This window comes from Bacillus sp. SDLI1 (assembly GCF_001553895.1).
Taxonomy (GTDB): domain Bacteria; phylum Bacillota; class Bacilli; order Bacillales; family Bacillaceae; genus Bacillus; species Bacillus siamensis.
Window position 1 is genome coordinate 3,055,814 of sequence record NZ_CP013950.1, and the last position, 13,098, is coordinate 3,068,911.

11 protein-coding genes and 2 pseudogenes are annotated in these 13,098 nt (G+C 49.4%); 8 read left to right on the plus strand and 5 right to left on the minus strand.

Features of this window, described 5'->3' with window-relative positions; translation table 11 throughout:
• Nucleotide 1 precedes the first annotated feature (1 nt).
• From AUL54_RS14860 to AUL54_RS14880, 5 genes and pseudogenes are all read right to left on the minus strand, one after another.
• A complete protein-coding gene (locus tag AUL54_RS14860; RefSeq protein ID WP_060964358.1) occupies nt 2-754 on the minus strand; it encodes an ABC transporter ATP-binding protein in 753 nt (250 codons plus the stop codon).
• Nucleotides 755-765: 11 nt separating this feature from the next.
• Complete coding sequence (locus AUL54_RS14865; protein WP_060964359.1) at nt 766-1,530, minus strand: ABC transporter permease subunit; 765 nt, start codon at nt 1,528-1,530, stop codon at nt 766-768.
• Entirely contained in the window at nt 1,530-2,513 is a 984-nt protein-coding gene (locus tag AUL54_RS14870; protein ID WP_060964360.1) for an aliphatic sulfonate ABC transporter substrate-binding protein, read from the minus strand. Before AUL54_RS14870 ends, AUL54_RS14865 begins: the two co-directional genes overlap by 1 nt.
• A gap of 296 nt (nt 2,514-2,809) precedes the next feature.
• A pseudogene (locus AUL54_RS21740) lies at nt 2,810-3,022 on the minus strand (aldo/keto reductase); the annotation flags it as partial.
• 37 nt (nt 3,023-3,059) lie between these two features.
• Nucleotides 3,060-3,926: an endonuclease I family protein gene (locus tag AUL54_RS14880; RefSeq protein ID WP_060964362.1), complete on the minus strand. Its 867-nt coding sequence runs from the start codon at nt 3,924-3,926 to the stop codon at nt 3,060-3,062.
• 417 nt (nt 3,927-4,343) lie between these two features.
• Between AUL54_RS14880 and allC the strand changes: the two genes are divergently transcribed.
• The 8 genes and pseudogenes from allC (at nt 4,344) to AUL54_RS14920 (ending at nt 13,089) form a co-directional block, all read left to right on the plus strand.
• Nucleotides 4,344-5,582, plus strand: a complete 1,239-nt coding sequence (allC, locus tag AUL54_RS14885; protein WP_060964363.1) for an allantoate deiminase — start codon at nt 4,344-4,346, stop codon at nt 5,580-5,582.
• 16 nt (nt 5,583-5,598) lie between these two features.
• Entirely contained in the window at nt 5,599-6,849 is a 1,251-nt protein-coding gene (pucG, locus tag AUL54_RS14890) for a (S)-ureidoglycine--glyoxylate transaminase (protein WP_101605375.1), read from the plus strand.
• Between the two features lie 229 nt (nt 6,850-7,078).
• Nucleotides 7,079-8,071, plus strand: a complete 993-nt coding sequence (locus tag AUL54_RS14895) for an XdhC family protein (protein ID WP_060964365.1) — start codon at nt 7,079-7,081, stop codon at nt 8,069-8,071.
• On the plus strand, nt 8,068-8,712 hold the full coding sequence (gene pucB, locus AUL54_RS14900) for a xanthine dehydrogenase accessory protein PucB (protein WP_060964366.1): 645 nt from the start codon (nt 8,068-8,070) through the stop codon (nt 8,710-8,712). Before AUL54_RS14895 ends, pucB begins: the two co-directional genes overlap by 4 nt.
• A pseudogene (pucC, locus tag AUL54_RS14905) lies at nt 8,682-9,514 on the plus strand (xanthine dehydrogenase subunit C). Before pucB ends, pucC begins: the two are co-directional and overlap by 31 nt.
• On the plus strand, nt 9,515-11,752 hold the full coding sequence (pucD, locus tag AUL54_RS14910; RefSeq protein ID WP_060964367.1) for a xanthine dehydrogenase subunit D: 2,238 nt from the start codon (nt 9,515-9,517) through the stop codon (nt 11,750-11,752).
• Complete coding sequence (gene pucE, locus AUL54_RS14915; RefSeq protein ID WP_060964368.1) at nt 11,743-12,264, plus strand: xanthine dehydrogenase subunit E; 522 nt, start codon at nt 11,743-11,745, stop codon at nt 12,262-12,264. Before pucD ends, pucE begins: the two co-directional genes overlap by 10 nt.
• Nucleotides 12,265-12,396: 132 nt before the next feature.
• On the plus strand, nt 12,397-13,089 hold the full coding sequence (locus AUL54_RS14920) for an aspartate/glutamate racemase family protein (protein ID WP_060964369.1): 693 nt from the start codon (nt 12,397-12,399) through the stop codon (nt 13,087-13,089).
• The last annotated feature ends 9 nt before the right edge of the window (nt 13,090-13,098 follow it).

Below are 13,098 nucleotides of genomic sequence, written 5' to 3' on the forward strand. Positions count from 1 at the left end.
GTCATGTCCGCTGAAGAATTCGATGCAAGATCTCATGTTCAATCTGAATGAGTGTGCTGTCGGACAAGGAGCGAGGGCGTTTGGCGCGGATCGGGATGTCGAAACTGATTTCTCCGTCTTCGATCATGATGACGCGGTCAGAAAGGCGGACCGCTTCCTGCACATCGTGTGTGACGAGCACAGCTGTAAATCCATTTTGTTTCCATAGCTTTTCTATCAATTGCTGCATGTCGAGACGGGTGAGGGCATCCAATGCGCTGAGCGGTTCATCCAGCAGCAGAAGGGACGGCTTTCTGATGAGAGCACGAGCAAGGGCAACCCTTTGCTGCTGTCCGCCTGACAGCTTATACGGCCATGCGTGGCGGTAATTCCACAATCCGACTGCTTTCAGCACTTCCTCTGCTTTTTCTGTCCGCTCTTTCGGCAGCCCGATTAATACATTATCGATGACCTTTTTCCATGGCAGCAGCCGTGAATCCTGATACATCATTGTGGTGCTGTTCTCATCTGTGCCGCTGAATGTCAGTTGGCCTGAGCTCGTTTGTTCTAACTGGGCCAGAATGCGGAGCAATGTGCTTTTTCCGCTCCCGCTTTTTCCGACGATGGCCGTGAATCTGCCTTGTTCAATTGTCAAAGAAATGTCTTTTAAGACTTGTGTGCCGCCGAATTGTTTGCTGACATGGTCCAATTTAATTTGGGCCGCTTGCTCATTTGCTTGATTATACAACTCTATTTTCTGAGAGGGCTGTGCCATTTTTTTCACTCCTATCCTTGCTTTTGATAATTAGGATGCCATTTAAGCGCATAGCGCTCACCGATATGAGCAATGATGTCGGCGGCTTTTCCTAATAAGGCGTAGACTAAAATGCTGACGATAATGACATCCGTCTGCATAAATTGACGTGCATTCATGGCAAGGTAGCCAATTCCGTTGCTTGTTGCGATTGTTTCAGAAACGATTAAGGTCAGCCACATAACGCCGAGCGCATAACGAAAGCCGACGAATATAGAAGGAAGAGCGGAAGGGAAATAAATTTGTTTGAATAATTGAAAACCGCGTAAGCCGTACATTTTCCCCATTTCAATATGTTCGCGGTTCACGTTCCGAATGCCATGGAGCGTATTAATATAGACGGGAAACATGACGCCAAGCGCGACGAGAAATACTTTCGGAGCTTCGCCGATTCCAAGCCAGACAATGACAAGCGGCAAAAGGGCAAAGTGCGGAATGTTCCGGATCATTTGGATGGTTGTATCTAGCAGACGGAAGGAAAGCGCTGACCAGCCGTTGATAATACCGAGGACAAAGCCGATCAGTCCGCCAATCAATAATCCGCTCAGTGCACGCGCTAAACTGATTTGTAAATGCAGAGCAAGCGCTCCATTTGTGATGAGCTCCCACAATGCTTTTAAAACAGATAGCGGAGAAGGAAAAAGACCCTCTGATAATACATGTGAGGAAGAAAATAATTGCCAAACGATTAGAATAAAAATCGGCACCAGCCAGGGAAGTACACTTTTTCTCATCATCATTCGTCTCCTTTACTTTCTTTTAAAACAGGCTTCCGCAAAGGATCGAGAGGCATGATGTCAGAAACGCGGATCGGGTCTTTTATTAATCCGAGCTGATAGTAGTCATCTGCCTGCTGCTGCTGGGCGGATATGATGTCTTTCGTCAGCGTATTCACGCCGTAGTTTTTTCGCTTTGTCGCCCGTTTCAAGATATTAGACTGAATACCGGTCAGAGTCGCGATACGGCTGGCGATTTCGTTTTGATGCGTGCTGGCATATCGGTCTGAGCGGTCAGTCTCCTCTAATATAGATTTGACCAGATCGGGGTGTTCGCGTACGAATTGCGGTGCAGCATAGTAAAACGTTCGATTCGGATAAGCCGTAACATGATGGGAGAGAGTTCTCACATGTCCATTTTCTTCGACTCCGGCGAGGAACGGATCGTACGTTGCAAAAGCATCGACTTCACCCGATTCCAGAGCAGCCCTGCCTTGGGCGGCATCCGATACGAAAGCCCATTTGACATCGTGCTGGGTTAACCCGGCGGCTTTCAAAGCCAAGAGAGCGAGATAATGGTGATTTCCCCCTTTATTCGCGGCTATCATTTTCCCTTTTAAATCAGCAAAGGATTGAATGGGGCTATTCTCTTTTACGACGACACCGACACCTGATAAATTTGGCGGACTCGCACCCACGTAGACAATGTGTTTGCCGGAGCTTTGCGCAAAAATACCTGATCCGTCAGCGGCATTGCCGTAATCAATCTTTCCGGCAGCCAGCGCCTCCAATAAAGCCCCGCCGCCTTCAAATTCAATCCATTCAATTTTCTCGTGCGGTAATCGTTTTTCTAAATAGCGGCTTTCTTTTAAAAGGTGCAGCGTATTTCCTTTTTGGAATCCGATTCGAATGGGCTGCTTTCCATTTGTTTCATTGGCTGTACATGCAGTGAGGCTTAAAAAAGCAGCTATGATTATGAGAGTGCAGACCCTTTTTCGCTTCATCAGAATGGCCACCTTCCTTCATAGATTCATTCCTTACTATTTTTATAGGATTATATGTATTTGAAGGTGTAATGTCAATCCTGTAAAGGAAATGATTTGAAAAAACACAAAAAAAGACCCGATGGGGTCTTTTTTAAAACAGTCTGACTCTATAAGGATGGTGAAACCGCGTCCCTCCGTTTAATGTAACGGCAAGTGAAAGACTTAAAATCAGCAGGGCAGCTGTGATTACGGGATAATTAATTCGCTGAAAAGGACGGCCGCTATACCACGTTCTTTATTGAGTATTTCTTCTCTTAAAACTCCTCATACTCCGCGCGGGATCTTAACCGTTTATGGGTACGTCCGGGCGGGTAAACGAATCGATGATCTTCATGTCGTTTTCTTCAAGGGAGAAATCAAAAACAGAGATATTTTTAGCGATGCTGATTTTGGAATCGGGACAGCGCCGAGCTGAATATGCCAGCGTAAGATCATTTAGAGATTGTTTTATGCTTTTCTGCAATTTGCTCATGCTGAAGATGTCTTTTCAGGAGCACCTTTTACTTACGGCCAGATGTCGCCGGCCCATTCAGGGTGGTCGATAAATGGATTGCGGTTGTGCTGGTATTTCTCATAAATGATTTCATTTCTTTTTCGCTCACGGTCGTCAACCGGGTCCTGTTTATTCCAGTCGAGCAGGACAGATTGTTTGCCGATATAAGGAGCCGAGCCGTTGCCTGTCTTATGATTAAGCTCAAGGTCAGGGTAGCCGTCATCACCTTCGTAACGGACAGCCATGTAAAACAGCATGCGGGCAATATCGCCTTTCACATCATCGCGGGGTTCCCATGAATCGCCATCATAATAATTTCCGGGTGCTTTCTTATATTCAGTGCCGCCATTGTCAAAATCCATATTTCCTCTGGCGCTGTTAACTTGGACATCAGCCGGGCGCAAATGGTGAATATCAGTTCCGGGTCCCTTGCCCGTACCAAAATTGCCATGGGATTTCGCCCAGACGTGCTCGCGGTTCCAATCGCCGACATTGCCGCCGTTCAAGTTTTTGGACCGAGATTCATTCGTATAGAGCAGGATGACGTTATTCGGATTTGCCGGATCTTCATCGGTTTCTTTCAGCGCGTTCCACACTTCGCTGTAGGACAGCATCGTGTGTCCGCTGATGATGCGGTGCAGGGCGCTTTTTAGCGATTTCCCTGTTTTTCCGTCAGCCCCTTCATAATAGGTGTCAATGTCGGTATAAGGTGCTGCGGGTGCGGCTAATGAGAGAAGGCTCACTTTTCCTGAAGGGGAAGACGCCAATCGGTCATTCAGGCTTAATGCGGTTTGCGCGCTTGCTGAAGCTGCCGGCGCAAACCATCCGGAAATCAGTAATACACAGACGAACGGCAGAAACCATGCTTTTTTTGTCATCGCTTGCCCTCCTTTTATCAGATCATATCTATTATCTAAAATTGATATAAAGGATAGAAGTGTCATTTTGTATATTTTTCATTAAAATTGTAAATTGGTTCCTTTGGGGGATATCCTGAGACCCCGGTTTTTGCTTCAGTTAGGAGGAGTCAAGCTGCCGGCATTTCTGTTTTCATCCGTCCCGCGATCCCCGCAACGCTTCTCCGCAAGCTTGGCTTGTTCATATGAAAGGTTTTTTGTCCTCCTTTTTCCTCTCGCTGGTTCCTTCATCCATTGCGGCTGATTATTGTGTTTTCTGTGGGTTTTACATGAGATACTGTGACCAAAAAATAAACGTTTTTTTGGTTAATCTGTCAATGAACTGTCGTGTTCCTCCTTCTATAATGAAGTCACCATAATGGCCAGAGGGGGGAGTACATGGAAAAGCAGAAGCTTTCAGTCAAAAACAGCATCACAGATTATATTGAATGGCTCGCCCAATACGGCGCATCAGCAGGCGGCGGTGTAACGAGGCTTTTGTACACAAAAGAGTGGATGGACGCACAGCTTGCAGTGAAGACGGAAATGTCCTCATTCGGGCTTGAAACAAGATTCGATGACGTCGGCAATGTTTTCGGCAGGCTTTCGGGCACCCAGTCTCCGGATGAAGTAATTGTAACCGGTTCGCACATTGATACTGTCATCAATGGGGGAAAGTATGACGGTGCCTATGGCGTTCTGGCGGCAATGCTTGCGCTAAAGCAGCTCAAGGAAACATACGGAGCGCCGAAAAAAACACTCGAGGCGGTCTCCTTATGTGAGGAGGAAGGCAGCCGTTTTCCAATGACCTATTGGGGGTCGGGGAATATGACGGGTGTTTTTTCAGAACAAGATGCAAAAGAGCCAAGAGACGAGTCGGGAGTCTCCCTCCAAACAGCGATGTATGAGAGCGGTTTTGGCAAAGGTGTGTTTCAGTCAGCATATAGGACAGATATCAGCGCGTTTGTTGAGTTGCATATTGAACAGGGGCAGACGTTGGAAATGTCAGGCCGGGATCTCGGCATCGTGACCAGTATTGCGGGGCAGAGACGATATCTCGTCACGCTCGAAGGAGAATGCAATCACGCAGGAACCACCTCCATGAAATGGCGCAAGGACCCGCTCGCAGCCGGCAGCCGCATCATTCATGAACTGCTGCTGCGCGCAGAAGAGCAGCCGGATGAGCTCCGTCTGACATGCGGAAAAATAACGGCCGAACCCAATGTAGCCAATGTCATTCCGGGGCGGGTGCAGTTTTCAATCGATATACGCCATCAAAACCAGCGCGTGCTGAAGCAATTTCATGAAGATATGGCTGTTTTGATCAACCGAATTTGCCATCAAAAAGGAATTCACGCCGTGATTGATGAATATATGCGGATAGAACCTGTGCCGATGGATAAAAGGCTGAAGGATGCGGCTTTTGAAACGGCGGCAGAAAACGGCATCAGCTGTGAGGAAATGGTGAGCGGAGCAGGGCATGACGCGCAAATGATCGGACGGCGCCATCCGGCTTGTATGCTGTTTGTGCCTAGCCGAAGCGGCATCAGCCACTCACCGAAGGAATATACCTCAGCCAGACAGCTTGAGATCGGCATCCGCGCACTGACTGATTTATTATACAAACTGGCTTACTGATAAAGGAGGAATGGCTGTGTCAGGCAGAAAAGAATTATGCACGCCGTTAAGAACGATTATGACGCCGGGCCCTGTTGAGGTTGATCCGCGTGTATTAAGAGTGATGAGCACCCCTGTTGTCGGGCAATTTGATCCGGCGTTTACGGATATCATGAATGAAACGATGGAAATGCTTCGGGAGCTGTTTCAAACAAAAAACCGCTGGGCATACCCGATTGACGGCACGTCACGGGCGGGAATCGAAGCGGTGCTGGCGAGTATCATTGAACCTGAAGATGATGTGCTCATCCCCATTTACGGGCGCTTTGGTTATTTGCTGACTGAAATCGCCGAGCGGTACGGGGCAAATGTTCATACGCTTGAGTGCGAATGGGGAACGGTTTTTGACCCGGAGGACATCATACGGGAAATGACAAAAGTGAAGCCGAAAATCGTGGCGATGGTGCACGGCGAAACTTCGACAGGGCGGATTCACCCGCTGAAAGCAATCGGCGAAGCCTGCCGCGCACACAATGTATTGTTTGTCGTCGACGCAGTCGCGACGATCGGCGGCTGCGAGGTAAAGGTGGATGAATGGAAGATTGACGCGGCCATCGGCGGCACGCAAAAATGCTTGTCTGTCCCGTCGGGGATGGCGCCGATTACATATAATGAGCGGGTGGCGGATGTGATTGCGGCTCGTAAAAAGGTGGAGCGCGGGATTGCGACACAAGCGGACAGGGCAGCGCTTTCAGGAAACCGGCCGATCACAAGCAATTATTTTGATTTGAGCCAGCTTGAGGATTATTGGAGCGAAAGACGGCTTAATCATCATACAGAAGCGACGACGATGCTCTATGCCTTGCGTGAGGGTGTCAGGCTGGTTCTTGAAGAAGGTCTGGAAGCCCGCTTTGAACGTCATCGCCGCCATGAGAACGCATTAGCGGCAGGGATTCAGGCCATGGGGCTGAATCCGTTTGGAGATGACAGCTGTAAAATGCCTGTTGTCACCTGTGTAGAAATTCCGGACGGCATTGACGGCGAGTCTGTCCGCCGCATGCTGCTGGCGCAATTCGGCATCGAAATTGCCAGCTCATTCGGTCCGCTGGCGGGGAAGATCTGGAGAATCGGCACGATGGGCTACAGCTGCAGAAAAGAAAACGTGCTGTTCGTCCTTGCCGGGCTGGAGGCTGTGCTGCTCAGACATGGTGCGGCGATTGAAGCCGGAAAAGCGCTCCAATCGGCGCTTGACGTGTATGAAAACGTCGGCCGTCAGGCGGCGGTATAAAGAAAAGCTTGCGGAACCTCCGCAAGCTTTTTTAGTCATATGATGTGCTATTTCTCCAATCCGTTTTTCTCCGTTTGACTCTTTTTACAAATCTTCTTTCTCCGTGTTGTATTTTCTGACGAAGCATGAGTCAATTTTTCTTCCATCATCTATTCTTTATACAAGTTACCTATAAAATCACGCTGAACTTGTTGATTCTCACAGCAATGTAAGAGAGGGGGATACAGCAATGGCAAATTTGCACATGATGATAGATGCGCTTCTGGAAGATCAGGAAGTGGCTGTGCTGGCGACAATTGTTCAAGTAGAAGGCTCCGCATATCGAAAAGCAGGCGCCTCTATGCTCTTTAAGAAAAATGGGGAAAGGGTCGGCCTGCTGAGCGGCGGATGTGTGGAAGAAGATTTATTCCGCAGAATCAGTGAGCTGGGTGATCAGCTGACGTCAGCGCTGATTTCTTATGATATGCGGGCGGAGGACGATCTTTCCTGGGGCATGGGAGCAGGCTGCAACGGCATGATTCATATTCATGCGGAAGCAATCACTCAGGAAAAAAGACGGCACTATGAAAGAGTGCGAGACTGCCTTCATGCTGGCAAAGCAGTAACAGCCGTTACGCAGATTGACTCCTCCCGTTCTTTATTTCTGACGGAAAACGGGCATTTCGGGAATTGGCCGGGCGCGCCTCTGCAAGACATACAACGTACCGTTTCTGCGCTTCATTTACCGCATTTTGATCCATCTGCCAACCTGTTTATTCATCGGATTGAACCGAAGCCGCGCCTCATTCTGTTCGGAGCGGGACCGGATATTGTGCCGCTTGCCAATTTGGCGGCTGATACAGGATTTTCTGTGATCGTGACAGATTGGCGTCCCGCTTATTGCACATCCTCCCTATTCCCAAAAGCGGATCGGCTGATCACCGCTTTTCCGGAACAAATGCTCAGCGAATTTCAGTTTTTGCCGCAGGATGCAGCTGTTGTGGCAACCCACCATTTTCAGCACGATCAAGCGATCATCGACTTTTTATTTTCTCAACAGCTTCATTATATCGGTTTGTTGGGTTCGGCGAACCGCACGAAGCGGCTGCTGAACGGAAAACAGCCGCCGGCTCACTTTTACAGTCCGGTCGGGCTGTCAATCGGTGCGGAAGGCCCCGAGGAAATCGCCGTCAGCGTTGTTGCGGAAATCATTCAAACAAGAAAACGGCTGGCGGTTGTATGAGAGTCCCCTATATGATCGGCGTGTTTCTCGCTGCCGGCAAAAGCGAAAGGATGGGCCAAAACAAGCTGGCTTTGCCGCTAAAAGGAGAAACCATCGGATCGCTTTCCTTGAAAACAGCTCTGCTGTCCGGCCTTGATCACGTGCTGATCGTCGAGCGGACAAAACAAGCTTCCCTTGAATGGATGGGAACGCCCTATCACGCTCCGCCTTTTCGAAAACGCTGGAGTCTGCACGTTTGTCGAGACGCAGAAAAAGGTCAAGGGCATTCAGTCAGCAGCGGGGTGAGAAAAGCGGAAAGCATGGGAGCGGACGGCGTTGTCATTTTGTTAGCCGACCAGCCGCAGCTTTCCGTTGATCATCTCAATGCCCTTGTGGCGATGGCACCTGAGTCGTTTGCCGTGTCTTCATCTTTAGGCGCTCCTGCCCCGCCAATCTATTTCTCAGCATCGTGTTTTCCTTATATAAAGAAGTTAAAGGGGGATGAGGGGGCCCGCAGACTTCTGAAAAACGGGCAGCTTGGAAGGGGAGCCGTTTTGGAGGCAAAGGAAAGCGCGGAGCTGAACGATATTGATACACCGGAAGAATATGAGATGGTGAGGAGGGCGATGGTATGCATGGGCAAGTGCCAAAAGCGAGGATGAATATTCAATTATGGAAACCGGCAGCGCTCGATGAAGCCTATTCGCTTCTAGAGCAGTTTGCCCCGGATGTGTGTGCCGCATCGGGCAGTACACTGCTTCAGCTTCAGTGGGATAAGGGAATTCTTCCGAAACAGCACCTTGTCAGTCTGGAAGGAATAAAAGAGATGAGGGGGATCAGCGTCAGTGACACCCACGTGTCGATCGGAGCGCTTACGACACTGAATGAATGCAGAAAGAATCCTTTCATCAAGAGTATGCTTCGCTGTTTCAGCGACGCTGCTTCCGCCGTCGCCGCACCGGGTGTCCGCAGCCGGGCCACAATTGGCGGAAATATCGCGAGTAAAATCGGCGATTTGATTCCGCTCTTGCTCGTACTTGATGCGGAGCTGATTGTGTACAAAAAGGAGCTGATCAGACTGCCGCTTGGCGATTGGCTCGCAGATGAAAACGATGGAGCCGCTATCGTCACGCGTGTCATCATCCCGCGTGCGGAGGGGAGCGTGTGTTTTACCGCAAGCTTGGGAGGCGTCAGGCTTTTACAGGAGCGGCTGCTGTTGCGGCCGGACGTTTTTTGAAAGACGGCGGCATTCGTCTCGCCGCCGGCCATGCCGATATTACACCTGAAAGATTATTGGAAAGTGAAGCGAAGCGGATGGTGTCAGGGTGTGATCCGCACGAGCTGTACGAAACGCTTATCCATGAGCTGCCATTTTCCGCAGATGCTTTTATGTCAGCGGCATACAGAAAAAAAGCGGCTGCCAACGTCATTATGTCAGAGCTGATGGCGGAGGGAGGGGAATAAATGATGATCAACAAACCGTCAAGAGTCAGGCCGGATGGAAGAGAAAAGGTCACAGGGGAACTGAAATATATGACCGATCTCAGCTTTCGCGGAATGCTGTATGGCAAGGTGTTAAGAAGCGCTTATCCTCATGCGGAGATTGTGTCGATTTGCACCATGAAAGCTGAAGAAATGGAAGGTGTGCGGGCTGTCGTCACTCATAAAGATGTTCCCGGATTAAACCGATTTGGCATCGTCATCCCTGATCAGCCGGTTTTATGCGAGGACAGAGTACGGTATGTCGGGGATGCGATTGCCGCCGTGGCTGCGGAAACGGAGGAAATCGCGGAGGCTGCGCTGGAGCTGATTCGTGTTGAGTATAGAGAGCTTGAGATCATTGATTCACCGGAAAAAGCGCTTCTTCCGGACGCGCATAGACTGCACGAGGACGGCAACATTCTGCACCGTGCGTTTTTTTCAAACGGCGATGTTGAGAAAGGGTTTCGGGTGTGTGACACAGTCCTTGAAGAAACCTATGAGCTGCCCCGGCAGATGCATACGTATATGGAAACGGAAGGAGGCACAGCCGTTCCGGAGGATGATGGGGGCTTTACGATGTATGCAGGAACACAGCACGGCTATAAAGACCGTTTCCAGCTTGCTCGTATTTTTGACATTCCTGAAGAGAAGATCAGGGTGGTGTCGAGTCCGATGGGCGGCTCGTTCGGAGGAAAGGATGAGCTGAATATCCAGCCGTATGCCGCGCTTTTGGCCCTGAAAAGCGGACGCCCTGTCAAAATCCATCAGACGAGAAAGGAATCTGTACGTTCTGGCATTAAGCGCCATCCGATGAAGGTGACAATAAAAACGGGAGCTGATCAAACAGGAAAGCTTTTGGCTCATGATGTGAAAATTGTGGCGGACACAGGCGCTTACGCCACACTTGGACCCGCCGTTCTTGATTTTTCAGTCGAGCATGCCGCAGGGCCGTACCGTATTCCGAATATCCGGACGGAAGGGATATCTGTGTTTACGAACAACGGGGTGGCGGGAGAATTCCGGGGCTTTGGCGGCAATCAAATCACATTTGCCCTTGAAACCCATCTCGACCGTCTCAGTGATAGGCTCGGTATCGACCCGCTGGAGCTGAGAAGAAAAAATATCAGAAAACCGTATGACTTAGGGCCGCTGGAGCATCGGATTGCACCGACTGACGGAGCGGCACAGGTGTTGAATGCCATTTCTGAATCTTCCATTCTCACAAGAAGACGCCGGAACTCCGGGGATATACGGAGCGGCACCGGAGCGGCAATAACGATGCACGGCGGCGGGCTGGGCTATGGCCGAATGGATGCGGCGGGAGGCCGTTTGTCCCTTTCAGGTGACGGAAAAATCACAGCTTCGTTCGGATTTGAAGAATGCGGACAGGGCATTCTGTCGGCGATTGAACATATCGTCACAGAGGAGCTTGGCTGTGCCGCAGAGGATATTACCATTGTCATTGGGGATACCGCAAAAGTGCCGAAGTCAGGCTCCTCCACGGCATCCCGCGGCACAAGCATGGTATGGCACGCAATTCACCGTTTGAAAAAGCCGTTTCTTTCTCGCTTGAAAAAACGGGCGGCACAATGGAGCGGCTGTTCAGCGGAAACCCTTATTCCCGGCGCTAAAGGCTTGCGTGATAAAAACACAGAGGAGCTCATGGTGACATATAAAGAGCTGGCTGAAAAAGGCCCTTTGGCAGAGGAAACGGCATTTGACTTTCCGACAACGCCTGATCCCGTGGACGGCGGCCATTTCCTTTACTCATTTGGAGCGGCGGCTGTTGAGGTAGAAGTGGATCTGTTAACGGGTGATGTCAAAGTGATAGATTGTGAGCACGCCATTGCGGCAGGGCCGGTTGTCAGTCCGCAAGGTTATCGGGGCCAAATTGAAGGCGGCGCCGCCATGGCGCTCGGCTATACGCTGATGGAGGAAGCGAAAATGACGGACGGCCGTTATGCTGCAGAAAATCTCGATCACTATTTGATCCCAGTCGTCAAAGATGTTCCTTGCATGAAGGTGATTGCAATAGAAGAACTGATGAAGGGAGACACATACGGACCGCGGGGAGTCGGCGAAATCGGAACGATCGCTATCACTCCCGCTATTGTAAAGGCTGTACATGATGCGGTCGGCTGCTGGATAAACAAGCTGCCGATTTCAAGAGAAGAGCTGCTTGAAGCGATAGACAGAAAGGGGCTGAAGCAATGGACGTAAAAGAGGCTGGATCACTTCCTGTAAAAAAGGGACAGTACCGAATGACCGTAAATGGGCAGGAGCGCGAGGCGGCAGCCATTCCCACGGCTCGTCTAAGCGACCTGCTTAGAAAGGAATTTCAGCTGACCGGGACAAAGGTGTCCTGCGGAATCGGCCGCTGCGGAGCATGCTCCATTTTAATTGACGGGAAGCTGGCCAATGCGTGCATGACGATGGCCTATCAAGCAGACGGCCACTCCATCACAACCATCGAAGGACTCCAAATAGAAGAATTGGATATGTGCCAAACCGCTTTCCTGGAAGAAGGCGGCTTCCAATGCGGCTACTGTACGCCCGGAATGATCATTGCGCTTAAAGCATTGTTCGAAGAAAACCCGCATCCCACAGATGAAGACATAGAAGAAGGATTGGCGGGGAATTTGTGCCGATGTACTGGGTACGGCGGAATTATGCGGTCGGCTTGGAGGATTAGAAGAGAGCTGAACAGAGGGAAAAGGGAGTTCGGCTGTTAAGGGCGGACTTTTAGTATCTAACTTCGGGATATTTTCTCCGCAGGCCATTTTCTGAAAAATAAATAATTGTATAAGACTAATCAATACTTTAGAATAATTGATTATATTCTGAAAAAATTCAGGAGTGGTGATATGAAAACGATCGGCCTTATTGGCGGAATGAGCTGGGAATCTTCGGCTGAATATTATCGAATGATCAATGAGGAGATAAAAAAGAAACTAGGAGGGCTGCATTCTGCAAAATGCGTTTTGTACAGTGTCGATTTTAAGGAGATTGAACACTATCAGTCTGAAGGGGCTTGGGATAAGGCGGGTGCAGCTTTAGGGGAAGCTGCGAGATCATTAGAAAAAGCCGGTGCAGATTTTATCGTCATATGTACAAATACCATGCATAAAGTGATTGGCTATATTCAGAAAATGATCACCATCCCTATTTTACATATTGCAGATGCAACTGCCGATCAAATCACGAGACAAGGTATTCGTTCAGTAGGTTTACTTGGAACGAAGTATACGATGGAACAAGATTTTTATAAATCACGTATTGAGTCTCACAATATCAATGTCATTGTGCCTGCTGATGTGGAAAGAGAAGTAATCAATCATATTATTTATCAGGAGCTGTGTTTAGGCGAAATCAAACAGTCGTCTAAAACCATGTATAAGAAGATTATCAATCATTTGGTGGATCGAGGTGCGGAAGGGATTATTCTCGGATGTACTGAAATTGGATTATTAGTAAAAGCCGAGGATTCTGAAGTGCCATTATTTGATACGGCTTTCATTCATGCACAAACAGCAGTGAATACATCTCTTTCCTTGTAGCTGTGAATG